The sequence below is a fragment of the Halalkalirubrum salinum genome (assembly GCF_005543295.1).
Taxonomy (GTDB): domain Archaea; phylum Halobacteriota; class Halobacteria; order Halobacteriales; family Haloferacaceae; genus Halalkalirubrum; species Halalkalirubrum salinum.
The window spans coordinates 40244-66372 of sequence record NZ_SRSG01000002.1 but is presented as its reverse complement, the minus strand read 5'-3'; the positions used below and the strand labels follow the sequence as shown (position 1 = coordinate 66372).

22 protein-coding genes are annotated in these 26129 nt (G+C 55.5%); 15 read left to right on the top strand and 7 right to left on the bottom strand.

Annotated elements, in window-relative coordinates; all coding sequences use genetic code 11:
• The first annotated feature begins 69 nt into the window (after positions 1-69).
• The 8 genes from E5K03_RS00320 (at position 70) to E5K03_RS00290 (ending at position 8659) form a co-directional block, all read left to right on the top strand.
• Positions 70-1266 carry an FG-GAP repeat domain-containing protein gene (locus tag E5K03_RS00320; RefSeq protein WP_138004395.1) on the top strand — a complete coding sequence of 399 codons (1197 nt, stop codon included), beginning with the start codon at positions 70-72 and terminating at the stop codon, positions 1264-1266.
• A 23-nt stretch (positions 1267-1289) separates the two neighbouring features.
• On the top strand, positions 1290-2252 hold the full coding sequence (locus tag E5K03_RS00315; RefSeq protein ID WP_138004394.1) for a glycosyltransferase family 2 protein: 963 nt from the start codon (positions 1290-1292) through the stop codon (positions 2250-2252).
• Between the two features lie 159 nt (positions 2253-2411).
• A complete protein-coding gene (locus tag E5K03_RS00310; RefSeq protein WP_138004393.1) occupies positions 2412-3701 on the top strand; it encodes a glycosyltransferase family 4 protein in 1290 nt (429 codons plus the stop codon).
• Complete coding sequence (locus E5K03_RS00305) at positions 3698-5119, top strand: sulfatase (RefSeq protein WP_171006555.1); 1422 nt, start codon at positions 3698-3700, stop codon at positions 5117-5119. The genes E5K03_RS00310 and E5K03_RS00305 overlap by 4 nt, the downstream gene beginning before the upstream one ends.
• A complete protein-coding gene (locus E5K03_RS00300; protein WP_138004391.1) occupies positions 5106-7160 on the top strand; it encodes an alginate lyase family protein in 2055 nt (684 codons plus the stop codon). Before E5K03_RS00305 ends, E5K03_RS00300 begins: the two co-directional genes overlap by 14 nt.
• Positions 7161-7294: 134 nt before the next feature.
• Complete coding sequence (locus E5K03_RS00295; RefSeq protein ID WP_138004390.1) at positions 7295-8299, top strand: DUF1616 domain-containing protein; 1005 nt, start codon at positions 7295-7297, stop codon at positions 8297-8299.
• 2 nt (positions 8300-8301) lie between these two features.
• Positions 8302-8442, top strand: coding sequence for a hypothetical protein (locus E5K03_RS17035; RefSeq protein ID WP_171006554.1), 141 nt, complete (start codon positions 8302-8304; stop codon positions 8440-8442).
• On the top strand, positions 8435-8659 hold the full coding sequence (locus E5K03_RS00290) for a hypothetical protein (RefSeq protein ID WP_138004389.1): 225 nt from the start codon (positions 8435-8437) through the stop codon (positions 8657-8659). The genes E5K03_RS17035 and E5K03_RS00290 overlap by 8 nt, the downstream gene beginning before the upstream one ends.
• A gap of 93 nt (positions 8660-8752) precedes the next feature.
• Here the strand turns inward: E5K03_RS00290 and E5K03_RS00285 are convergent, their stop codons facing one another.
• Positions 8753-9013, bottom strand: a complete 261-nt coding sequence (locus E5K03_RS00285) for a hypothetical protein (protein ID WP_138004388.1) — start codon at positions 9011-9013, stop codon at positions 8753-8755.
• 178 nt (positions 9014-9191) lie between these two features.
• Between E5K03_RS00285 and E5K03_RS00280 the strand changes: the two genes are divergently transcribed.
• The 6 genes from E5K03_RS00280 (at position 9192) to E5K03_RS00255 (ending at position 18448) form a co-directional block, all read left to right on the top strand.
• Positions 9192-11084, top strand: a complete 1893-nt coding sequence (locus E5K03_RS00280; protein WP_138004387.1) for a hypothetical protein — start codon at positions 9192-9194, stop codon at positions 11082-11084.
• The gene (locus E5K03_RS00275) at positions 11081-12841 is read left to right on the top strand and encodes an asparagine synthase-related protein (protein WP_171006553.1); all 1761 of its coding nucleotides are present in this window, start codon (positions 11081-11083) and stop codon (positions 12839-12841) included. Before E5K03_RS00280 ends, E5K03_RS00275 begins: the two co-directional genes overlap by 4 nt.
• 263 nt (positions 12842-13104) lie before the next feature.
• Positions 13105-14259 (top strand): prenyltransferase/squalene oxidase repeat-containing protein, encoded by a 1155-nt coding sequence (locus E5K03_RS00270; RefSeq protein ID WP_138004385.1) that lies wholly within the window; start codon positions 13105-13107, stop codon positions 14257-14259.
• A gap of 252 nt (positions 14260-14511) precedes the next feature.
• Positions 14512-16632, top strand: coding sequence for a hypothetical protein (locus E5K03_RS00265; RefSeq protein WP_138004384.1), 2121 nt, complete (start codon positions 14512-14514; stop codon positions 16630-16632).
• Positions 16633-16639: 7 nt separating this feature from the next.
• On the top strand, positions 16640-17200 hold the full coding sequence (locus tag E5K03_RS00260) for a hypothetical protein (protein ID WP_138004383.1): 561 nt from the start codon (positions 16640-16642) through the stop codon (positions 17198-17200).
• Positions 17201-17206: 6 nt separating this feature from the next.
• On the top strand, positions 17207-18448 hold the full coding sequence (locus E5K03_RS00255) for a glycosyl hydrolase family 28-related protein (protein ID WP_138004382.1): 1242 nt from the start codon (positions 17207-17209) through the stop codon (positions 18446-18448).
• Positions 18449-18516: 68 nt separating this feature from the next.
• On the opposite strand, the gene E5K03_RS00250 is transcribed toward E5K03_RS00255, so the two are convergent.
• Complete coding sequence (locus E5K03_RS00250; RefSeq protein WP_138004381.1) at positions 18517-19503, bottom strand: hypothetical protein; 987 nt, start codon at positions 19501-19503, stop codon at positions 18517-18519.
• Between the two features lie 483 nt (positions 19504-19986).
• Here E5K03_RS00250 and E5K03_RS00245 point away from each other — a divergent pair, with 483 nt between their 5' ends.
• Positions 19987-21303 (top strand): glycosyl hydrolase family 28-related protein, encoded by a 1317-nt coding sequence (locus E5K03_RS00245; protein ID WP_171006552.1) that lies wholly within the window; start codon positions 19987-19989, stop codon positions 21301-21303.
• Positions 21304-21389: 86 nt separating this feature from the next.
• Here the strand turns inward: E5K03_RS00245 and E5K03_RS00240 are convergent, their stop codons facing one another.
• The 5 genes from E5K03_RS00240 to E5K03_RS00220 form a co-directional block, all read right to left on the bottom strand.
• Positions 21390-22493, bottom strand: coding sequence for a glycosyltransferase family 4 protein (locus E5K03_RS00240; protein ID WP_171006551.1), 1104 nt, complete (start codon positions 22491-22493; stop codon positions 21390-21392).
• Positions 22494-22530: 37 nt separating this feature from the next.
• The gene (locus E5K03_RS00235) at positions 22531-23721 is read right to left on the bottom strand and encodes a glycosyltransferase (protein WP_138004378.1); all 1191 of its coding nucleotides are present in this window, start codon (positions 23719-23721) and stop codon (positions 22531-22533) included.
• A gap of 51 nt (positions 23722-23772) precedes the next feature.
• Complete coding sequence (locus E5K03_RS00230; protein ID WP_138004377.1) at positions 23773-24258, bottom strand: hypothetical protein; 486 nt, start codon at positions 24256-24258, stop codon at positions 23773-23775.
• Positions 24259-24343: 85 nt separating this feature from the next.
• Positions 24344-25504: a Gfo/Idh/MocA family protein gene (locus E5K03_RS00225; protein WP_138004376.1), complete on the bottom strand. Its 1161-nt coding sequence runs from the start codon at positions 25502-25504 to the stop codon at positions 24344-24346.
• 40 nt (positions 25505-25544) lie between these two features.
• Positions 25545-26078 carry a DUF7344 domain-containing protein gene (locus E5K03_RS00220; RefSeq protein ID WP_138004375.1) on the bottom strand — a complete coding sequence of 178 codons (534 nt, stop codon included), beginning with the start codon at positions 26076-26078 and terminating at the stop codon, positions 25545-25547.
• Positions 26079-26129 lie beyond the last annotated feature (51 nt).

Here is a 26129-nt window from a genome sequence, read left to right as displayed (position 1 = left end):
TGTCAGTCGTCTGCAAACGCTGTTATTCACTCCGTACTTTTGTGCCGCATTGCCGTCTGCCCTACCAAGATGCATTTTAGTCACGAACTGATCGACGGCGCTCCACCGTGTGGGCGACTCTTTCTCTGTGAGCCCTGTGACCTAACCGAAAACGATCGACCTGACCTCATTGTGGGGGGGTTCGGCTCCGAAACGCTCCCGATCGTAAACAGATCTGGCCTTCCGATTGTCGGCCGATTCTTCAGACGACTCGAAAAGAACCTTTTTTGGTACGAAAACCCCGGATGGGAGCGGCACGTGATCTCCCCGCGATCGGACCTCAATATCCTCGGAGGAACCATGGCAGACGTTACGGATGACGGCCGACTGGGACTCATCGTGGGAGAGGCGATCGGCGGACACAACATCTACTGGTTCGAACAGCCAGCGGACCCACGGGAGCGGTGGTCCGAACGCGTGATCGCGAGCGATTTTGAGAAGTATCACGATCTCACGTTCGGCGATGTCGACAACGATGGCGACCCAGAGCTCGTCGGAACCTCTCAGCAAAGTGAGGTGCTGTTTTATTATGACGTTCCAGCGGACCCCTACGACGTGCCGTGGCCCGACGAGTGTCTGACTGTGATCGATCGTGACGTCTCACTCGAAGGCCTAGAGGTCGTCGACCTCGACGGAGACGGGAACAACGAGTTGATCGCCGGGACAAACATCTACCGACAAGCGCGCGATAAGGGCGGGACGATTGCGGCAGACGGGGGAAGCGTCGCCGCCGAGCGATGGATCCGCGAGCCGATCGCGACTGGCTGGGACTGGACACGAGTCGCAGTTGGCGATCTTGATGACGATGGCGAACTGGAGGTGGTTTTCGCGGAGGGAGACTCGCCGCTTCTCGGCGATCACATGGGTCGAGTCGCCTGGTTCGACCCCCCAGACTGGGAGCCACACGTGCTCCGCGACGATCTGTACTGTCCGCATACGCTCCAACTCGCTGATCTCGATGGGAACGGATACCTCGACATTTACGTGGCAGAGATGGGACTCGACACCAACGATGCGTCCGCAAAACATCTTGTATTCCGAAATACAGGCGGCGGCGAGTTCCTCGAGCACGTCGTCGAAACTGGCGTTCCGACTCATGAAGCGAAGATCGTTGACATCGATGGCGAGGGAACCTCCGCGGTTCTCGGAAAATCCTACGAGCCGAATGTTCACGTCGATGCGTGGTACATCGACCAAGATACCCCTACCACGAATGGAGGCGACTGATGACAAATAATAATGGATAACACATGACCGTGGGACCCGACCCAACAGCGAAATCACTGGACGATCAGCCGCTCGTGAGCGCGATCATTACCACGCACGATCGGCCAGCGTATCTCACGCAGGCTGCAAAGAGTGTCGCCGATCAGACGTACGACAACCTCGAACTCGTCGTTGTCGACGACTGTTCGAACGAACCGGCGCACGAAACGCTCTCGGATGTTGATCTTGCTGGCCTTGTGGATCACCGCATGGTTCGCCACCAGACGAACAAAGGAGCGAACGCGGCACGAAACACGGGTATTGCCGCTGCATCCGGTGTGTATCTCGCATTCCTCGATGACGACGATCGGTGGCTGTCGGACAAGATCGAAAAACAGGTTGCTGCACTCGAAGCGTCAGAATCGGCGGTCGCCTACACGGGCATTAGGGGCGTCCACGACGACGGGGTTGAGGTCCAGATCCCTCAAAAAATCCACGGTGACATCACCAAAGCGCTCCTGTGTCGAAACGTCGTCGGGACGATGTCGGTGATCATGGTTCGATCGTCTCTCGCCGAGGACGTTCAGTTTGACGAGGCGTTTCCAAGCTGGGCGGATCTGGAGTGGTATATCAGGCTTTCGCGACGAACGACGTTTGAGCGGATTCCAGCACCGCTCGTTGAATACGAGTTCACGTCACATAGCAGGCTGAGCGACGACTTCTCGAAGACGAAAGAGAGCTACGATCGGTTTGTCTCGCAGTTTGACTCGGTCGCAATGGAGTACGGATTGTTGTTCCGACGAAAGATGCGCGGTTGGGCCGCATTCCGGGCGGGACAGTCTGGATTTCAGGCCGGACAATACGGCGTTGCACGCCGCTTTTTCAGCTCGGCAGTTGCCTCCTATCCATTCGAGCCGAGGTTTGTAACCCATCTGTGTGTGTCCATGGGCGGACCCCGGGTCCATCATCTCGTGAGTGCGATCAGGCGACAGGTTGTTTCTGGCTGAGCGACCCGTTATTTGGTGTATAAGTAAGTGTCCGAGCCCAGAACGATCTGGCGACATGCATTCCGTTTACACCGCGATATCTGAATCATATTCACGGTTGCGTTACAGGCGCACTGCGATCGATCACCTCGATCGAACCGAGCCACGCGCTGACCGATCATGAGCGGCAATCGCGGCCACGTAGTGTTCATCTCACAGATGTATCCGCCAGAGAAGGGGGGTAACGCCTCGCGGATCCACGACACTGCGAGGAATCTACAAGAGCACGGCTGGAGCGTAACGGTCGTCACCCCGCCACCGAGCTATCCGCCTGGCGAATTTGCCCCGACCTGGCGGCGGACCGACACCGAGGTGAGGGATGGGGTCATTGTCCACCGCCTCTGGACGTGGCAGCCCCGCACAGAGAACCCCGGGATGGCCCGCAGGCTGCCATATTATTTGCTTTTTGGGATTCACGTGATGTGGTGGCTGCTGTGGAACGCTCGCCGACACGACGTCGTCGTAACCTCAACGCCGCCGATTTCGACGGGTGCACCAGGGTTGGTTGGCTCCATTCTCGGCGTCCCATGGATCGTTGACGTCCGCGACCTCTGGATCGACGCATCGATTTCGCTCGGGTACCTTCGCGCGGGGAGTCGGATCGAACGGCTCAGTCGGAGGTTCCAACAAAAAGTGCTCGAAACCGCCGATCGGATCTCGGTCACCACCCCCGCGACAGCGGCCACAATCCGCGACCGATATGGCGAATCACTCGGGGAGAAAACGCTCGTCCTCCCGAACGGGGTCGACACCGAGCAATTTCAACCGGCCCCCGAAAGCGACGGTGGAACGGCGGTCGTCGATGCGACAGATCCAGCTGACGGCTCGAAGGTGACTGCCACCGGTGAGCGACCTGTGATCGTGTATACAGGGAACCTCGGTGCTGCCCAGGATCTCGAGTCGTGTATTCGAGCGATGGCACACCTCTCGAGAGACGATGCGGTGCTTCGGCTTGTCGGTAGTGGCGATCTGGAGTCCCGACTGCGCGCGCTGACTGACGAGCTTGGCCTGGAAGATTGCGTCGAGTTCGCCGGTACTGTCGATCGTGCAGCGATTCCGCATATCCTCGCCACCGCAACGATCGGGATTGCACCGCTCGCGGACACCGAGGAGCTAGCGTATGCCATGCCCACAAAAGTATACGAATACCTCGCCTGTGGGCTGCCGACAGTGACCACCGGACGCGGAGAACTCAAAGAGTTCATCAAATCGTCAGGTGGCGGCATACACGTCGACAACGACCCAGTGGCAATCGCCCGAGCGTTCGACGACTTGTTGGCCGATGACGCACGTCGCGCACGGATGGGAACCGCCGGGCGACAGCACGTGGTTGAACAATACGATCGCTCCGCCATCGCCGGACAACTGGCTGCTGAATTAGTCGATATCTCGGGGGTGTCGAGCCAGTGAGCCGTCCGAACGTGCTCTACGTGACCATCGACTCGATTCGCGCTGATCACGTCGGTCACCTGGGGTACAATCGTGAGACGACCCCAGCGATCGACCAGTTGGCCAAACAAGGAACTGCGTGTACCCACGCGGTCGCAAACGGCATTCCAACCTTCTATTCGTTCAAATCTCTGTTGGGTGGGGTTCGATCGCTCGGCTGTTCGCACGACATCGGGATGCCAAAAGAGACGACGCCGATCGCCGAAGTCTTCCGCAACGCCGGCTACGAAACCGCGGGATTCAACGCGGGGAACCCCTGGCTCACCCGTGGGTATGGCTACAATCGTGGGTTCGAGACCTTCCGAGACTTTCTCACTGACAAGGTATCCGACGATGGAGCAGACGCTGGGTCAATGGTGATGGCTCTCGCTCGGCGGGCGCAGCCGATCGTCGAACGCAGTGAACTCCTAAAAGATACGGCGGGCTTTGCGGCCCGCGTCGCCTTCGCTGCAGCTGGACACACGCCGCTTGAGACCGCCGAGACCGTGACCGATGAGGCGATCGCGTGGCTTGAGCGCCGCACTAACGAACAGCCGTTCTTTCTGTGGATTCACTATATGGACCCACACTACCCGTGGGTACCGCGAAAGCGCGACATCGAGCCGTTCCGCGAGGAGCCGATCGGGACGTGGTCGATTGGCTCGTTGTGGCACACGGTGGCGTCGCTCAACCACGCCGAGGGGGACGCAGTCACCGTTTCGACACGAGACCACGAGCGGATCACCGACCTGTACGATGCGGAAGTCCGTCGGACTGATGAATCCATCTCGCGGCTGTTGAACGCGGCAGAAACGAATAGCGATCGCGCTGAAACCGCTATTGGGATCGTCGGCGATCACGGCACAGAGCTCGGCGACCACGGCGGATTCAGCCATGGGCCGCGGAAACTGTACGACGAGCTGTTACGCGTTCCGCTCGTCTTCGGCGGATCGACCGCCCCAACCCAACAGATCGATCGTGTAACCTCACTCGTCGACGTACCGCGATCGCTGCTTGCCCTCGCGGAAATCGATCCGCCACCGGTGTATGCGGGTCACTCTGTATTCGACAGTACGGGAGACGCTGCGAGCGCGGAGGTCGTCTACGACTATGAGCCTGCGTCGGGGTCGAATGCGGACAACGATTTGCTTCGAGCCCATGTCGATCCACCGTGGAAACTCATTGTCAACGACGAGCACGGCACGCGAGAGTTGTATCATCTTGCAGATGATCCAGCCGAATCGATTGATCTCGCTGGCGAGCAGCCGGTGGTCGCCGATCGACTGCATGCGGATCTCGATCGCGCCCGAGAGCGCCGAACCCGAAATACGCGAACGATCCACGAAAAACACCGCGTCACGACGAAAATAATGGAGCTGAAGCGCCGTGGCCGGATCTAACCGAGCGACCGACAGCGGCCCGCTCGGGGTCATTTCGCTGTACGCACAAACGATCGGTCGGATGCACACCCAACAACTCGTCGGAATCGCAGAACGGACGCTCCGTGAACGTGTGCTCACACACGTGCCGTTTGATTTTGATCGGCGGTACGAAGCGCGTGTACCCGGAGTACTGCATCCTGAGACCGAGCCATTCGAGTCGGACACTGAAACGCTCCAAGCGTCACTCGGGCCTAAAACCGTCAGCCTGCTCCGGGCTCGTACGATGGATGCTGCCGCAGGCACCCCACAGTTTTTGAATCGATCGCTCGACATCGATAACCACGGCTCGATCGACTGGAACGACGATCAGCTCGATGCGCTCCCGCGGCTGTGGCGGCTCAAACTGTGTGCGTTCGAGCCACTTGGGGAGGCCGCAATCAGCGTCGACCCTGAACACGATCAAATCAAATCTGTTCTATCGGCGTTCGACAACTGGATTCGAAGCTGGATACGCCATGCCGAGATCGCCAGTTCCCACTACCTCAGACGCGATTGGACGCCGTACGCGGTGTCGCTTCGCATCCAACACTGGCTTCGATACCTCACGTGGCGTCAGCAGATCGTTCGTAATTTTGGGCCACTATCCTGGCAGACCAGACGTGTTTCGCCAGGTATCTCGTCGACCATCCGAATCCCGACTCAAAATAGTCACCCATTGCCTTCTCAGTCGGTGGAGCCAGAAGATCGAGAGGGCCCGAGTGCCTTCGAGCGTGAGCTGGCGCGTGAAATATACAAAAACGCGTTATTTCTTCGAAATCACGTCGAGCAAGACGTTGGCGGCAACCACCTGGTTGAAAACGGCGTCGCACTCATTGCTGCAGGCGTTGCCTTCGACGGTGAACCGGATGCCCACGATTGGCTCGACACTGGTCAGTCGATTCTCAAAATGGTCTGCGAGCGGCAGTTCCTTGATGATGGCTGTCACTTCGAGCGGAGCCCGATGTACCACGTACTTGTTTTGACCCGGCTCATCACTGCCTGTAACCTCTGTTCGTTGGCTGGTGAGCCGATCGACGAAAAAATCTCGACCACAACCGCAGCGGGTGCCGCATACCTCCGCGCGCTCCGTCCGCCTGACGGACAGATTCCACTGCTAAACGACTCGGTATACGACGAAGCCATTCCACTTGATGCGTGCCTCCGGTACGCAGACCGCGTTGGGATCGCCCAACTAGATCCGCCCGACCTTTCGACAGTAGGCCCACGACCGCTTGGTACCGGGGGTGGATACCGGTGGATACGCACTGAACTCGGATCGATCTTGGTTGACTGTGGCCCCGTCGGTCCCCCACACCTTCCGGGCCACGCCCATAGCGACTGTCTTTCAATCCTGCTATGGATCGACGGACAGCCAATTGTGACCGATACCGGAACGTTCGATTACGAGGCCGGTCTCCGGCGGATGTACGCACGCGGTGTCCGAGGACATAACACCGTACAGGTTGGCGACGACGAACCGATCGACCTCGGCGGTCGATTCCTGATGGGCAGACAACCCAAACCAACTGCAGGGGCGATCGCAACGGCCAATACCACGCTTTTCGAAGGCCAGTACGACACAAACGGATACACACACCGCCGATCGATCGCTGGTGGAGACCGATGGTGGGTGCTTCGTGACGCCGTTGATAACCACGATGGTCAGTGTATCCGTAGTCGACTGCACCTGCACCCCTCAGTAGAGACGTGTATCCGCCCGGAAACGATCGAGTTATCGGTTGATGATGAGCCCCTGCTCACAATTACGCCGCTCGGCGAGACCACAGTCCACACAAGCCCCGGCGAGTACTTCCCACGTTTTGGAGTCGCGTACGATCGGACTGTGATCACCCTTGAGAATGCTGGCTCTCAAGACGAGCAGGTTGCGCTTGGGTGCCTTCTCTCTCCGCCGGATACTGCAACTTCTCGGTCAACACTGCTGGGAGTCGATGGAACCCAGTGTTGGTCTGATATCCTCCCACCTCTTGGTTCTGCGCTCGATATACACGGAGGCACGTAGCCAATACCATTTACACGGAGGCACGTAGCCAATACTATTCACACAGAGGCACGTAGCCAATATCATTCTTCTAGAACTGATGACTGACTTGTTAGTCGACGGCTACTTTTTTTTCTCCCAACGGACTCGAAGGTATGGAACACGACCCGGGAGCCATAGTCCCGATCGATCTCGTCTCGGTTGTCGCTCTCTGTGGCGTCGTGACGAGTCTTATTATACAACATACCGGACCGGCGGTAATCCGGATACCGCTTGGATTCATCTTTGTGCTTTTTGCCCCTGGATACGCCCTCGCGGCGGTGCTGTTCCCATATAATGGCAACCGGAGCAAGCACGGAGCGGTTTTGACCGAGCAGGAGGGAACATGGGGCCTGATCACATTCGTCGAACGGCTTGTCGTCTCTGTCGGGCTCAGCGTCGCTATCGTCCCACTGGCTGGATTGGTATTGGGGTACTCCCCGTGGGGTTACAATCCAACGGTACTTACCGTCACGATCGCCTCTCTAACGATTATCGCGGCGATCGCTGGCACAATCCGACGGTGGACGGTACCGTCAGATCAGCGATTTATTGTTCCAACTGTGTCAATCCCAACTCACTTTGCAGCATTTATTGGGAAGCCAGCGACATCCCGCGAAGAGACGCTGGTAGTGGTGATTATTTTGGGACTCGTGGTCTCGACTGCTGGGATCGGGTTCGCCGCAACCGTTCCAGGAAACGGTGAACGATTTACCGAGTTCCATATCCAGGCACAGGACGCTGATTCGGGTGCGATTGAGCCAGATGCGTACCCCAATGCGTGGGCGGTTGCTGAGCCGGTTGACGTGGTTGTCGGGCTGACGAATCAAGAAGGAGAGACTGTCGAGTATACCATTGTCGTTCAACAACAGCAACTGGGTCAAACAACCGACGGCTACGAGGTCACCGATCGAACTGAACTCGATCGCCTCGATGTGACTGTTGGCGCTGGCGAGACTTGGAGCGAACAGCTGGAGGTCATCCCCACCGAATCGTCCGATAACGCCCGGATCGCGTACTTACTGTACGTTGGCGAGCCACCGGATGAACCGACAGCCGAAACAGCCTACCGGACCGTCCATCTCTCGGCCGGTGGAGACACAGACGAGACTGGGACGTGACAGTGAGTCCATCTAACATGGCGCTGTACTTTGGCTGCCCGACTTTAGAACGACACGCCGACACAGCGATTGATGACTCAGATCACAATGCAGAGGCGATCGACACCAGACGACGAACGGATGTGACACACGCACATGACTGACAACACTCAAACAATAGAAATCGACATTCCGACCGAACTACAGACGAAACTCGAAGCGCGGATCGACGGTACTGATTTTGAGTCCGTCGAGGCATATCTCCAATTCATTCTTGAGGTGATCCTCGTAGCCGACGAAACCTCCGCTGAGCGCCAAACCGAGCAGACAAACACGAATGCAGACTTAGAAGCGAGACTTGAGGATCTGGGATATCTGTGACGTACAATCAAACGCGTGGCTGTTTCGATATCGAAAATGGGTGTACTGTGAGCCGATCAAGGTAACGCGGTTCGATAGACCGTATTCGTCGTCTTACAATACGGCAGTGATCTGACGGTAGAGAATATACCCAAATACGACAAATCCCGCTGCGGTGGTCATGCGTATATACTGCCACCAAGCCGGACGCTCTTCGACCGGTGCAAAAAGCTGTATCACAATGAGGAGTCCAATAAACGAGAGCACAAAATACGACTCGAATGAGAACGCTCGGAAAAACACCAATACGCCAAAGATCGCACTCATCCAGAGGATTAACGCCCCGAGAATATGGATTCGACAACTCAAAGCCATACCGGAACCTCCGCACGAAGAACGCGTAGTAATGCCATTACTACCATCGTATCCAAAACATTAGGTGGGTGATTACTTCCATACGGGACTGTCTCAGTCAGTAGTACTGTGGAGCATCCAACTGATGAATACTACCCGACATTGGGTACCGGCGGTTGTCGATGATGGCTGAGACACAATGAAAGACGCTACTCAACGAATCGTGCCAGCAATCTGTGCGCTACTTGGCGTGATCGCACTCGTAATTGTGATGGTAATACTTGTGGTGACGCCACCTGCACGAGGGTATGAGCCGTCAGTGTACAGTGCGTTCCCGCGATTCTTTTGGGTTCTGTTGATATTGACGCTGTTTTTTGGAGCCGCGACGATCATCACAAGCGCGTGGAATCTGCACCATAACCCCGACTTCGGTCGCTCCTCTGGCGTGAGGCGGTGGTCGACAGCGGGCAGCGAGATCCGCTGGTGGGTTTTTGGTGTTACATTGATGATTCTTGGGAATGCTGTCGTGGTACTGCTGCCTGTAATCCGTGGATATCCTGTATACGGTAGAGCGGACACGTTGACACACATTGGGTATGTAAAAAATATTGCGCTCACCGGATCGATCGAGGGAAACATCTATCCAAACACACACATCCTCATTTGGATATTTAGCAGTGTGACTGGGGTCGATCCACAGGTAATCATCAACTGGGTCTTCCCCGTTTTTGCCGTCGTGTATTTTGGTGGAACGTGCCTTTTGATGACCGCGTTCTTCGAGAATCGATCGGCCGTGTTGGTTGGGCTTGCAATTGCCTTGTTCCCCATCGCTGGAACCGCACATGTGACTATGGTTCCGTACATATTGAGCATCTTCTACGTCCCGTTCTTTTTGTACCTCTTTGTTACCGAGCGTCGAGCGCCCTCGCTGGCTATCCGGGCAGCGCTCGTAATCTCACTTATCGCATTAATAACGTACCATCCGCTGACTTCACTGTTTTTATTGGTCACATTTGGAATATATAAGGTCCTCAGGTGGGTCTGGACAGCAGATCATATTCACATCCAACCAACGTACGTTATTTCACTCGGGTTTGTCGTGTTTTCGGCGTGGTATACCCAGTTCGTCGGGATCATTCTTCGGTTCCAGTCGGTCCTCGAAACCATCGTGGGAAACGATCCGGGCGAAAATCAGCTGGACACGTACACTGATACCGTCTCTCGAACGTCACCGGGGACACAAGACCTCATTGAGGTAATTGTGTTCAACTACGGATCGGAGGTTGTGGTGTCTGGAGTTGTCGGACTATGCACACTTGTGCTCGTCTTGTTATGGTGGCAAAGACGAGATGAGATGAGGCCGCTCGTACTCTTATTTGTCGTCGTGTTTTGGGTGTTTACGCTCGGTTCGGTCCCGTTTTTAACAATGGACCTGATCATCGGCTGGGGAAGACTTGTCATTTTTGCACAAGTTTTCGGTATCGTTCTCGTTGCTGTATTCTGTTCGCTGTTGATGGGCAGTGATAATTCCTGGAATAAAAACAGCGTCGCGGTTGGCTCGGTGCTTGCGATCGTCCTGGTGCTCTCTGTTATTTCTGTTGGTACGGTATTCCACACGCCGGCAGGATCTGAAATGAGTCACCAAACGACAGAGATGGAAATCGACGGCAGTGAGTGGTTCTTCGAAAACCGCGAGGAAACCCGAGAGATTTCGGAGTTCGGGCTAACCCAGTATCGATTTCACGACCTCCACTACGGCGTCACGAACCGGAGCGGTGCTATCAGAAACGCCGGCTCGCCGCCGCCACCACGGTTCAACTACACCGAGCGATCGACCTTCGGGGCAAGTTACGAGGCTGATCGGTATTTGCTTTTGACCGAGCGAGGCCGAATTCTCTACCCCGTGAACTTCCCGAACTACGAGCAGTACTGGAATTTCAGGCCTGCAGACTTCGATCGAATCGAAACCGATCCAACGGTGATGAAAATGTACGATAACGGAGAATTCACCGCCTACCGAGTCAACGGTATCGCCGAGCCCGGAGCGCTCGAGACAGAACAACAGCGGAGTACATGGGAGCATACACAATGAGTGGACTAATTGGTGGACACATCACCGGACAAGCGCTACGAGTCGCACAGGAAACGATCGATTCCGACGACAGTCGCACAGAGCGGTTCGAGCACGGCACTAATGGCGTCGTTGTGACAAGCGATCCAGGCGATCCACGCAGCATGGCGACGTGGTCGGACGGCAACCGTAGCGGGGTGCTTTATGGCGTTGTCACGAATCTCGACGAACTTCGGATCGATCACCAAGCAATGTTTGAATCACTGTTCGATCGGCCCGTTGAGGTCGCCTCGCGGCTGCAGGGCTGTTTCCTCATCGCGTGTTTCTCTGCGGACCGAACACTCGTTATCACGGACAAACTCGGGACCCGGCCGTGTTATTATTCGCGGTCTGGACAGTTCCTGTTTGGTACAGCGGTGGCCCCGATCCTAACTGAAGATGTTACACCAGTGCTCGATTTACAGGCCGCCAGCGACATGCTTCTCATGGGTCATCTGTGGGGCGACAGAACACTTGTCGAGGGTATCCAGTCGATTCGACCCGCGACTGTCCTCGAAGTGACTAACGGTGAGCGATCGACGGCCCGGTACTGGAAACCACGGTACGACGAGGCCTCTCCGGGTTCTGCATATCTTGACGAACTTGCCGATCGGTACCTCCAGGCAACCGCGCGAATCGGTAAAACGCTGCCTGATCAAAACGGTATCTGGCTGTCAGGGGGGCTTGACAGCCGAACAACGGCGGCCGCGCTTTTGTCGGCAGACGGAAACGATTGGTCACTCGGAGCATATACGTACGATGCCAATCCGCCGACCAGCGATAACCCAAAACTCGCCGCAGCGGTTGCTGAAACGCTCAACATTGAGCTGAGTGAGGTGCCGCTTTCGGCGAGGACATTTGCGGATTGTTTCGGTCGCGTTATTGAATCGACCGATGGGATGATGCGGTGGAGTACGTCGGTAAATCTCTCACCGTCATATCATCTCGAACCAACACCTGGTGTGGTGATGGAGGGGATGCAGGGCGAGTTGATTGGCGACCACTTGCTTCGGCCGCATCTTCGCTCAGGCCGGTCGCCAATCGAGTCCCAGTATGCAAGCGAGGCTGGATCGAGCGCAGGGCTCGTCAGAGAGCTCCTCTCACCACGGGTAGACCCGTACGGATCATTCAGAACCGAACTGCACGAGAGCGACGAGCAAGGTGCCCGCAGACAAATCTTGGATATCCACTTTCAGAACTATTACACAAAACACACAGCGACAAGTAACCGGCTCATGCGTGACCGGTTTGGAACTCGGTTTCCGCACGTCGACGGCTCGTATCTGGAGTGGTGTGCACGACTACCACGGGCGTACCGAAAAGGAACCTTTCCGCTCACCGGTGAATCTGTCCCGTACGGAACCAGCCGGGCAAAACTTGAGTTGATTCGACGGATCGACCCCGAACTCTCGAAGATCACCTACGAACGGACAAAAATGAAGCCATCTTGGCCGTATCTTTTCCATGTTGCTGGATTTGTCGGCAACGTCGTGACCGGACGGCTGCGATCGAAAGCCACCTACGGGAGCGGGCAACTCGCAGACTTCTGGCTCCGCGATCGCGACTCGGAACTACACGACATCGTCAAAGGTCTCGTCGACGACGCCTGCTCACGAGCATTGTTCAATGCTGACGCTGTATCGGAGCTCTACTCTGCACATATGAATGGCGAAAACAATGTCTCGATGATATCACAGATCACGACGCTCGAACGGTGGATCGCTACCCATCTCGATTGATTTCGTCACGGCGGTGTCAATTAGTTCCAATAGATCCTCTGTGCGGTACGCTATAGTCCCAATATCCGCTGTGCTGTACGCTATTGTCGACGGCTGCGGGTGTTAGGCAGTAGATAGTAAATCCGGTATAGTGAGACAGTATTTCAGAACAGAATGTGGCGAAACACCTCACGTTGGACATTGAAATATCGCCGAATGTCTCGTTACCAAATCAGGAATAGCCGAAGACACCGTGGGGTGGGCTGGTGATGGCGGCGGGTCGTATGGTCGGATCAAAACCGTCGCTGTCGGTACGACTTCCAATCCTCGGCAAGGAGTTGTGGTCTGACATCCGTGGACGGGACAGTTTCATTCAGAGCGATCGGCAGCATCTCGATGCGGCGATTAGGTGGCTATATCGAAGCCAGAATGCGACCGGAACCGGTGGCTGTGCATCGAACTACAACCTCGTCCTCGGCTGGGGTGGCCCCTATCCCGAAACGACAGGCTACATCGCACCGACACTGTACGATTATGCCGACAGGTACGGCTCGATTGAGGCCCGCCGTCGCGCCGATCGGATGGCCGAATGGCTGTGTGAAACGCAGTTCGAGACGGGTGCGTTTCCGAAAGGAGATGCCCCGCAGAGCGAGCGCGAGCCCAGCGTGTTTAATACCGGACAGATCCTCTTCGGCCTCGCTAGGGCGTATGAAGTGACCGGCGAGCAGGCGTATCTCGATGCGGCCGAACAGGCGGGGGAGTGGCTGGTTTCGGTCCAACATCCAGACGGGTACTGGGATCGCTACGACTACAACGGCGTCGTCCACAGCTACAGCTCCAGGATCGCATGGGGACTCCTCGCGGCGAACGAACACGTTGGCTCGCCAACGGTTCGATCGACCGCCATGCGAAACCTTCGGTGGGTTGCAGATCAACAGCGCGAAGACGGCTGGTTCCGGCGTGCGGGGTTCGACCGAGGGGACGATCCGTTTTTGCATACGATCGCATACACGATCAGAGGGCTACTGGAAGGCGCTGTCATACTCGACGATGACGAACTCCTCGACGCTGCGATTCGTTCCGCAGCGGCCTTCGTCGACATCCAACAGCGGACCGGCATACTCACCGGTCGGTTCGACAGTTCCTTTCAGGGGTCGAACTTCTACTGTCTGACCGGTAACGCACAGATGGCGATCATATGGTACCGTCTATTTGACATAACTGGGGTACCGAGGTACCGAACCGAAGCCGATCGAACAGTACGGTTTCTGAAACACCGGCAGCCGCTCACGGGCCCCCCTGTGATACGTGGGGGACTCTCAGGCTCCGTACCGGTGTGGGGCCCATACATGTATCTACGATATCCCAACTGGGCCGCAAAATTCCTGGCAGATGCGCTTTTACACGCGGCGGAGGCGGACACTGCTGCATCGACGTAACTATGATTCGATACTCTCGACGAAACACGATCCCCTGCCCGGTGCAACTAACGCAATAATTCCTTATTAATCATAGTAAACATGGCGTTACCTTGTGCCTGTCTAGTGATTTTAGAACAAACCATTTTCTTTGCTAAGAATCTATGAATTTCATAAATTCAGTACAGTCATCAAAACAATAATAAATTCCATAACAAATAGTATCTGAAAATAGGAAGGTTTATGGGCGGTAATATCTGATTACCAGACGCGATGGCACGCAAACTGGCACGCAGATTGACGGCGAGAGCGACGGCTGACCCGCCTGACGACGACGGCGGTGACGACCAGCCGAAGCTCAGTAGGCGATCGTATCTCCTCCTAGCTGGAACGGCGGTGGCAACCGTTGCCGGGCAAACAGGAGATTCCGGAGTGGCGTCCGCGAAGACCGCGGACGCGACAACGGTCAATGCTCCCGACACGTACGGGTACGGTGGCGGATCGGTCCTTTCACAGCCGACCGCACCGGAGATTACTGCAATCAGACCGCTAGAGTCTGATTCGAGCAGAGATTCTACCAATAAGACGATTACAACTGCAGAAGAAATATCGCTTGATACGGCCGTTAATAGTACCTTACCAGCAGATACGTCTCGATGGTACGCCCTTTCGGTAACCGAAGGGCAGACCATACAGGTTGATTTCCAGCGTTCCGATCCCAGCGGTGTTACGGCGTTGGTTCTGTACGACGCAGATGGTGATTTCTGCTCGCTGCGGTACACAGCGACTGACGCGCCTGTACAGCTCCTTGACACAATTGAGACAAGTGAAACAGCATACCTGCAGATCGTTGATGTGCAAAACGGGGACGGCGACTACACATTCACAGCGTCGGTTGGTGAATCGACGCCGGACGCCGAAGAGAGCGACGAATTCACCGACTTCGAGGAAGCCGATACAGACGAATCTACCGAGCGAACGATCCGAATCGTTGCTGTGAGCGAAGAAAGCGCCAACTACGAGTTCACTGTCTCCGGTGAACTCGAAGCAGGCGAGCACTTCCCTGACGGCGACTGGGAAGCGATCGACGGCTCGACGGCGAACGGGTGGGTCTCGAACGACATGGACGTCAACTATGATGACTTCCGGTTCACCGGAGACATCGAAGCGTTCGGACTCCTCGAGGGGGACGCAGATGTCTTTGTCGACGACGAACCCTGGGATCCCGCGGAACTCGACGATTCATCTGCAGAGGCCGATGATTCGTCCGGTGACACAGATGGATCGACAGACGAACTCACCGAGCGGACGATTCGAATCGTTGCTGTGAGCGAAGAAAGCGCCAACTACGAGTTCGCTGTCTCTGGGGAACTCGAGGCGGGCGAACACTTCCCGGACGGAGATTGGGAAGCGATCGACGGCTCGACGGCGAACGGGTGGGTCTCAAATGACATGGACGTCAACTACGACGACTTCCTGTTCACCGGCGACATCGAAGCCTTTGAACTCCTCGAGGGGGAGGCGGACGTTTTCGTAGATGATGACCCCTGGGATCCCGCGGAACTCGACGATTCATCTGCAGAGACCGACGATTCGTCCGGTGACACAGATGGATCGACGAACGAACTCACCGAGCGGACGATCCGAATCGTCGCCGTGGGCGATAAAAGCGCCAATTACGAGTTTACCGTCTCCGGTGAACTCGAGGCGGGCGAACACTTCCCAGACGGAGATTGGGAAGCGATCGACGGCTCGACGGCGAACGGGTGGGTCTCAAATGACATGGACGTCAACTACGACGACTTCCTGTTCACCGGAGACATCGAAGCGTTCGAACTCCTCGAGGGGGACGCAGATGTCTTTGTCGACGACGAACCCTGGGAGTCGGTAGAATCCGACGACGGAGATACGGTAGAATCCGACGACGGAGATACGGTAGAATCCGACGACGGCGATACGGTAGAATCCGACGACGGCGATACGGTAGAATCCGACGGCGGCGACACGACAATAGACGCCGAGCTTCTTGAGCACCGCCTTATCATCATCGCGGTCGGTGAAGACAGCGCCCATTACAACTTTAGCGTGACAGACACGCTTCGGGGCGGCGATCAGTTCCCTGACGGCAACTGGGAATCCATCACAGGCAACACAGCCGACGGGTGGGTCTCGAACGATATGGACGTCAACTACGACAATTTCTACTATCGTGGAGAGATTGAGTCGTTCACAATTCTCGAGGGCGACGCGGAGCTGCGAGTCGACGGCGAATCCGTCGACATCGAATCCGACGGCTCGGTGGAGACGCCGACGCCGACGGATCCCGCAGAAATAGACGAGAACCTCGGCGCGCAGGGGTACGGCATGTACGAATACGGCGGCATTTCGAGCTAATAGAACAATGACAAACCACAGATACAACGTTCCGGAACAAGGCACTCTCGACTGGCACATCCCACTAAACGAAAACTTCGAGCGGCTTGATCGCGACGTCGAGTTTCGCGATCTCGATGCGAACAAATCCGACTACGAGCCGACCCTCGGTGCGAAGTTCCTCGCAACCGACTCAGGCGCGACGTACACGGGCGACGGCGACTCTTGGAACCTCGTCGGATACGTCACCCGCGCGGGTGGCGGTGACTTCGGTCACTACGTGACGTACGAAAGCGGTTTGAATGAAGAAATCAACCGGTTCATCCTCGACACCAACGAACAACTTGAGGTCGTGCGGCTGTCTCTCCCGGTGAAAGGAACGACAGCGGTCGACGACGATATTACACTCGAGGTATCGGCAGATGGTTCGACGATCGCTTCGGTTTCCGGAAACGAACTCAAAGCCGCGGCAACGAGCGATGGCGCCCCTTGGGTCGTGTCTGACTCGCCAGTCTCGGTGACCGTGACGAACCGCAAAGACGAATCCGTCAACGTTGTTCCCAAGGTGTGGGTCAACATTCGGCGGTGACGCACCATGGCTACACAAGATATCCGTGACTTCGGTGCGCGCGTTGACGGCCAATCCGACGACACCGACGCAGTAAATGCCGCGATCGACGCGGCAGCATCCGGTGACACAGTCTTGATACCTGCTGGTACGACACGGGTCGCCGCCAACAGCGGCTCGGCGGTGTCGATCGACGGCTCGATCGCAGATGATGTGGCTATTGCTGGGGTCGGCCCAGACACGCTCGTAGAGATGGGCGACGTCGACGATAGCCGAAACAGTCGGTGTATTGGAATCGATGCGAGCGGCGGAACGATCCGGGGCCTAGAGATACGTGACATGCGTATCTCGGGTAACAAGTCGGTGAACAGTAACAAGTCCTCGTTTGGCCTCGAAGTGTATCCACGAGGTGATGGACACGATATTTACATCCACGACGTTGCGGCCATCGACAGCTCTGGCAAGGGGTTTGCTATCGGCGGCGGCACAGTCCGACTTGAACGCATTACCGCAACTGGGAATACTCGACACGGTGTTGAGTTCCGAGCACCGAGTCGATCCTGGGGTGAGTGGGCAGTGCACGCGAGTGATGTTCTCGCAGAAAATAACGGCGGACTTGGGATCGACCACAACGGTGGCTCAGCGTTTATCGAACGGTTCTGGCTTGAAAACAACGGACAAGGCGGTGCGAAAGTACCGTGGAAAGTCAAAGAATCGTGGTGGAAAGACGGGACCTTCGTGAGAAATCGAACGATGGGATTCAGGTTCAACGGCGACTACAGCAACCAGCGGTACTCGCCGATGCGTATTCACCTGAACAACGTGCGCGCCCGAGAACACCCGTACGGAGGGTTCTGGCTCGCCGGTGACGTCGAATACGATATCGACGACCTCGTCTCTATCGAGAACAACCGCAACGACGAGCAGCACAGCAATATCGATGTGCGTCATAAGGCCAAGCTCAAGGCAGGGTCAATCTACGCTGCAGATGCAGGGTACGGTACCGGAATGTTCTTTGCATCTGACTCGCAATCGACCATTTCTCGGTACCAGCACGCAAATAACCCAGATGGACCAATAAGCGGCCCCGATCAGTCGAACGTCGATATCAAGACGATGGAATCGGGCCGTCCTCCGGCACAGTCACTTCCACAAAAAGACGAACTCGGTGCGTGGAGTAACAATACCAGCCCGAAGAGCTACAGTGCAACGCTATCGCTCGACGGTGGCGGTATACACACCGCAGGAGGGCTCATTCAGACGAGGTAGCAAAACCACTGTTGAGTCTGTATGCTCTCCTCAGCCGCCATCCACGGCGGGTGAGGAAGATCCTATAACTAAATATATCCAAGGTGTTTTAATTGGTCTTCTACTTCAATTTTCGACTTATCCTGCACTGCGATATCGACCTCGGGCTCGCTTTTTCGCTTGTCAGTTCCGGACGTGACCGCCCACGGCACTCTTTTTAATTTCGGGTGGACGACACCCTCTGGGTGACCGTATTGGCTCAACTCACCGAAGAGTTCGCCGTGATCGGCGGTAATAGCGACCTTTTTTGCGTCTACGTTTTCTAACAGCTGTTCGATCGAATCGAGCGCTAGGCGCAAGTTATCGAGATACAGTTCCCAGATCTCGGATTTGGTGGTATCTCCGCTTCGAATACTGTCCCATGGCTGATCCTCAATTGGGGACACTGGTCGCTTCTCAGGATATGCGGCGCCGATGTACGGTCGATGTGGCTGAAAGTAATGTATGATTTTTCGATTGAAATTAGTCTGTCTGCATGCGTGAATTGCATAATCGGTCACGGTTTCGGGATCGATCGTCTCGAAATATTCTTTATAGGGATGTCGATGTATCTGAATGATCCGACCAAAATTGTCCTCGTCAACGACATTCCACTCCGCGGCCATAATCGGAACGGGATATTTTCGAGGCGGGCGCTCGCCGTCTCTGAACGTCGCTGGCGTGTTTGGATTTGTCGAGATATAAAGCGTCTCTTCGATTTCTTCGAGATATTTTTTTGTGAACGTTTTGCACATCCATTCGTGTGAGGAACTACCAACCGACCAGATCGAACCGATCTCATCGAGAAACGCGTACTCGGGCGCGACTGCACGCAGGGCATCAACGCGACAGGCATCGAGGATAATGAGGACATCCCATTCTAAGGAGAAGACGTTGGTTCCGAGTGGGAATCTTGAGGTAAGGGTGAAAAATAGACCGTTGTGCGCGCCACGAATGAAATTTAATATCCCCGAATCGTATTCCGGATCGGAGTGGCCTGTTACTGTTCGTAACCATGCTCCGGGTTGTGATTTCATAGAACTAACTTACTGAATAGAAAGCATAGTTATTTTTTATATAAATCGTAATAGGGAGACGTATCTCATATCTTTTTATTAACGACCAATCAAGAGGCTCTGGTAGCTGTCACAAAATATCAAAGCTCTACTATTCGGTTTGAGCGCATCTGCACCGACAGTTCCTGAACAGCTGTGGCGTTCTTGTAAACGCTACTATTGTTGTCTGGAGTGGTTAGTAACAAAACCCTCTGTGTCCTAAATAGCTTAATAATAGTGATACACGTTCGCATAATTCGTCTCGATATTTCCTTATTTCGAGGTCTTGGATGTGACTAACAATATATCCAGGTATCGAATGTGCCTGTACGCGAATGAGCTCTATTCGAACATAATTTGCTCTTGCAACCAATGTTGGACAATACTAAACAAAACACAAATAGCCAAGCAGAGGGGAAGGATGGGGCTATTTCTCGGCGGAGAGCGCTGCAAATAGGACTTGCTATGACTGTAGGGCTCTCCGGATGTGGATCATACGATGGTGGCAACGGACAATCGCCGCAAGAGACTGAAAATGATCCGACAAAACAAGGGAATGCCGACGAAGACGCTGCCGACAAAGACGCGATTGATATCCGCGAGTATGGCGCTGCGGTTGACGGCCAGACCGACGACACAGTCGCGGTCGCTGAGGCGATCGAAGCGGCCGAGCCTGGAGAGACTGTGTTTTTTCCTGCGGGAACGACGGTTGTCTCCGCACGACACGGAATAGGGCCAGATCCTGAAGACGATTGGGGGCCCGCGGTATATCTCGATAGTTCGAATAGTGGTGTGACACTTCAAGGTGAGGGCCGAAACTCAAAAATACAGATGGCAGGTCAACACCCTGCAGATCATAATAGTTTCGTCATACAGATCGATTGTGAAACTGCGGTTGAGAACGTTGCGGTCCAAGATCTTACCATCGATGGAAACCGGTCTGAAAACCCATCATATACGATTATTGGAATCTCATGTTGGCCTGGCGGTTCCCACAGTGATGTGCTGATTGAAAATATATGGGCACAAGACTGTCCGGAGATCGGAATACAACTAAGGGCTGCTGGAACGCGGATCAACCACTGTACCGCGATGAACAACGGACGACACGGAATAAACCTGAGTAACAGATCGATTATCCAAGACCCGTCAGTAGAAGCGACAAACGTTTTGTCAATCAACAATGGTGGGTTGGGCATAAATCACAATGGCGGAGACGCCCTGCTGGATCGATTTTATTCGGCAGGGAACCACCAAGGAGGTATGAAGTTTTCATGGAATGCTGCCAACACGACAGTAACAAACGGATTTTTTGTCGCAAATCGGACCATGGGATTTCGCTATAACGGATCTGATCCACCAGATGAGACAATTCGTGTGAAATTGGATAACATTGTTGCAAAAAACAACGGGTATGCAGGATTCTGGCTCTCGGGTGATGCACGCTACGATGTTGGCTGTCTCGTCGCTGAAGGCAACAACATCTCTGGGGAACAGGAAGGCAACATCGAGGTCCTTGGACGGGCAGAAGTGTCTGCTGCCGACATTATTTCATCTAATGCAGCCAACGGGTACGGCTTCTATTACCGTAGCGAGAGGCAAACCTCGATCGAGCGATATTCGCACATAAACAATGCCCTCGGCGGATTCGATGGGAGCACGTTACACAACCTAGACATCAAAGAAGCACTCGAACAACGCGGGGCCGAACCAAACGTACCAGATATCTCTATGTTCGGTGCGGGTCGAGGTGCGGTACCAGACGGTCTTGACGGCATCTGAGAAGCTGACGATCGAGATTGCTGGTGGGAAGCGATACAAACGCTACTGTGGGCTGGTTCGTACGAGAGTTCCGTTGAGTCGACCGGTCAGACGAACCGCTCGAGCGCTGCTGCGGTCTGTTTGCTAACGACGAACGGATCGTTTTCTCGACGAACGCGTTCAGCGGCGTTTCGACCGAGACGCTCGCGTTGCTGTGAATCCGAAAGCAACGATTCGACCCGACTACGCAGCGCTCCTGGGACTGTTGGATCAATCAATAATCCGGTTTCTCCGTCCGTTATCTGCTCGCACATTCCGTACGCTTCGTTGGCGACGACTGCAAGCCCGGCTGCTTGTGCTTCGAGGACTGCATTCGGGTAGCCGTCACGATACGAGACGTATATAAATGCGTCCGCGAGGGCATATAGGTCACCAATCTGATCGACGAACCCAGGAGCATATATTCGATTTCTGACTGCCGGGTCGTTCACGCGTCGATCCAGAAACGAGAGTAGCTTATCTCGACGAAGACCGCTCCCAGCGATCACGTATGCGAGGTCTGGATTCTCTGAGAGCAACGGTAGTATCTCATCAATTACTGTTATCGTGCCACTGAGTTTGGCGTCGAACGAGAGGTTTGTCACGGTGAGAAGAACTGATTCTTCTCCGATATTGAATGCAGCTCGTGCCCGCGCTGCCGTGCCCGATTCGAAGGTCTTTTCGGTTGCAGGCACAGGAACGACAGCGATGCGATCGTGGCCGACGCCTGTTCTAGTGTTGACTGTGTGTCGTAATTCATTCGAAACAACAAGAAAACCGGCCGCACGCTTGTAGGTACACGCATTCAAATAGAGCCCTCCATGAGCTCGCAGTTGAGTCACGAAGTCACCACGTCGGCGTCCAGCGCTAATCCCATCTTCTTCGAGCCCACGCCAGTTATCCCCGACGATCCGTGGGACAATCGGGACCGAAAATCTCGCTGCAAGCAGAGCAACGAGGGCACCACTGAGTTCGTGACAGTCGAGCACAACAATATCCGGATCCTGAGTCTCGAACGCGTGACGGACGTCCTTTCTAATTGTTCGAATTCGCCTCCGAATCGAGGCACTGCTCAGCTCGATTATTGTTGTATCGAGGCCGACGAAGGAGCCACGGACCTCTGCGGGCCGGTGGCCGGTGACGACGAGAATCGAGAGTCCCGTTTCCGCCATCGGGGCTGTCCGGGCCGTCGATCTTGATCGGCTCTGACTACGTTCTATCATCGATCGCCTCCATGTGGATTGCCTGCACCCGATCGGCGTGATCGGCCCAGGTCCATCCCTCCGACTGAAGCCGATCGAACCCCCGACGGCCCATCCTTGCGAGTGCCTCGGGATCGGCGACCGTCGATTCGAGTGTCTCAACGAGCGCGCCCACATCTCCCGGTGGGACGAGCGCCCCGGTGATGCCATCGTTGACCTGTTCGGGGACGCCGCCAACTGCGGAGGCGAGGACCGCGGTTTTGCTCGCCATCGCCTCGTATATGACGGTCGGGCGGCCCTCCGCGTGGCTCGGCAACAACAACAGGTCTGCGGCGGCATACCACCGCTGAAGTGTCTCTGAGCTCACGCCCGTGTACAGGTGCTCGGCGGAATATGCGCTCGATTCCAGCGCTTCCTGTAGTTTCTCGCGTTGGGTACCGCCGTGGCCGATAAAGGCGAATTCGATGCTGTCGAACTCTGTCCGTCGAAGCAGTTCACAGATCTCAGGAATCCCCTTTCGATCGGTGAACTGACCGACGAAGAGCACGAGCGTTGTCCCCGGATCGATCCCAAGTGTTCGACGAATCTGTTTGCGCTCGTCGACGGGGAATGATTCTGGATCGGCACCGATCGGGACCGTCCGAACTTTCCGTGGATCAGTGAGTTGTTCAGCTTTTCGTTGCAGCGCGTCGCTGACGCAAAACACGCCGGTCGCGGCTTCCAGGGTTGATTTAATCTTCTTCGAGACTCCTGGTGGAAGGTCATCGAAGTCGTTCAACAGTTTGCCGTGAGAGACAACAAAAAGCGGCACGTCGTGACGCTGGGCGTACGGCAATAACCCGTAGCCGTCTGGATAGATATGGCATGCGTGGACCACTGCTGGGATCTCGAGTGTTCGCTCGATATATTGGGGGATACGTTTTGCATACGAGCGTCCGGATACCGCGTACAGTAGTCGCTTTGGAAGCAGATACCAAAATCGTGGATAATGCGCTGTGTACAGCCCCCACGACTTCGTTTTCGGGATTGAACGGTATTCTGCATACGGGCCGACTGGCGGCGCGTACGGCCGTGGAGAGACGACAGAGACGTTTGTGCCGGCCGCAGATAACGACCGGAGGCTACGGTAATTGAATAGCCCCCGATACGGATGAAGTGGATCGGGGTGGTTTATTGCACCTGCGATGATCGAGTACATTGGACTGGTGTGATCCGGACTCGACCGCGAATGTTGAAAAGTAGCCGCTCGCTACCGCTCGAGTGCGATCGCTGAGAGGCTTCGATGGGATATGCGGTTCTTTTCTGCATCCGTGAACGCAAGTGGTTTGTCGTGACGTGAGACTGAAACGGACGCTGTCCCGTCAACAGTCAAATCGGTTATGTCACCGTCCACCAGATAGCGGCGGTCGTCGTCGACGACGACACCTTCGGCGCTGCTTCCGGACACGTGTTGGGTCCCCATCGAATCAGTTGCTGCCACTGACTCGAGGGTCCCATCGACGGTAATCCGGAATTTCGAGAGGTCGCCGAAGCCCGTGATTGTCAACACGCGTGGGTGTAGATTGGTCGGGCGCTTCGCTGTTGAAACTACGCTGCCGGCCGTCACCGCGACGAGCGAACTAATCGCCGCCGAGACGAGTCGTAGACACGCTCGACGACCGAAATTCCGTGAACTATCGCTGTCAACGTCAGTTCGGTCGGTGTGAGCGCGATCGTGTGCCAGATCGTGTGCCATGCATACGTTAATCTGTTCATACTACCAATAAATATTACGTTTCTTACATATTCTCGGAGCGATGAGTGTTCGTTTCTTAGACAATTTACGCCTGCTCGGGTGTTCGGAGTGACGGCGTGCCTGCGAGCTCGCCGTCTTCGTACATCGATTCAAGGGGGTTGTCGTCGATCGAAAGCGGCAGATGGACTCGACCGCGCTGTCTGGACGATTCCCAACTGGCGAATACAAGCGCTGTCCCTCTGATCGCCGTCCGTCCTGAAATGAGCGGTTCGTCTCCGTTTATGAGGCACGTAACGAGATGTTCGATCGCACGCTCGTAGTGGGTTACTGGGTCGTCGAACGGATCTGGAATAAGGGGAATACGCTCTGAAGCAATATCTGCAATTCGTCGAATACGACCCTCATTCGGTCCGTATACGTTCTCACCACCGCTTCCAATTGCGCTCCACCCACCGTCTGTTCGCATCCGAAGCGGCGGTCCCTCAGTTGGTTGAATCTCAATCTCACCATCGGTCCCGACAAGCCGTAGATACGCATCGACGAGTGATCGGCCCTCCTCGGCCGTGGAGGCGAACCCGAGTGTCCCGTCATTGTAGCGCCACTGGGCGATCGCCCGTGTCTCGTTGAGTGCTCCGAACCACCGATTTTCACGCGCGCAGTCGATGCCAGCCAACACCCATTCGACGCGCTCGCCGTCGGTGAAGAAATCACACAGATCGAACAGGTGTGAGCCCGCATCAAAGAGGTTGACCTCTGACCACTCGAGACGTTGAAGCTCACCAATGTCACCTGCGTTGAGCCGCCGTTTGGCTTCTCGGACCGGCTCTGCGAACCGTCGTTGGTGATCAATTGTTAGCTGTACGGCTTCTTTTTCACAGACGTCGACCATTCGGCGGCAGTCTGCAGGGGTCGTCGCCATCGGTTTCTCACAGTGAACTGCCTGTACCGATGGTGCTCGTGCACAGTCGACGACGATTTTCGCGTGGACCGCTGGCGGGACACAGACGCTGACGATGTCGGGTTCAGCAGATTCGAGCATCGTTTCGTGGTCCTCGTAGACTCCTTCGACACCGTGGTGGTCGGCGAATGCCTCCGCGTTCTCCGGAACGATGTCCGCACACGCGACGAGCGAGCAGTGATTGAGCCGTTCGTATCCGCCGGCGTGTCGATACGCCATTGCGTATCCATCGCGATTTCGGGTCTCCGGATCAGCGCCAGTTCCAACAATCGCAACGTCGTATGTCATACGTGTCCCCACCGGGTATCGGAAAAAAAGTATATGCTCGCTAACGCTCTGACCGATACGAGAACTCTGACAGCACTGTTTTCATCATGAGCCGATATTGGTAGTAGTGGACGATCGACAGCCCAAGCAACGTACAGAGGAGTACAATAGTGAACGGAACAACCGGGACCGCAATGACGCCAAAGAGGTGTAACCCAAAGACGACGAACCCAAGCGCCGATACGGCCAGATAGAATCGGTCCCACCGGGTAGTCGGATGCGTAAACAGTCCCATCACGTGATCGACCTGTTCAGTCGACGAGACCTGTTTGGTGTCCGAATCGTATGTTACAATTTGATGTTCTTCGAGCTTCGGGAGGTGTGATTGGTACAGCGAGATGTATACCCGTTTTTTGTCATCGTCAGACACCGCCGCAGGATCGATGTCCTGTTCCCACGCTGCAATTTCTGCGGCGAGTTCGCGAAGGTCAGCGTCGCCTCCTCGAGAGCGGAGGAAATAAATCAGTGCCCGTCGCCGGTCGCTGCTCAGGACTTCAAATAACTCCGCAGTTTCCAACCGCTCATCCTCACTCATGACGCACGCCACCCCCAGTGACTTGTGGCTGGCCGAATAGTGGCCCCCGAT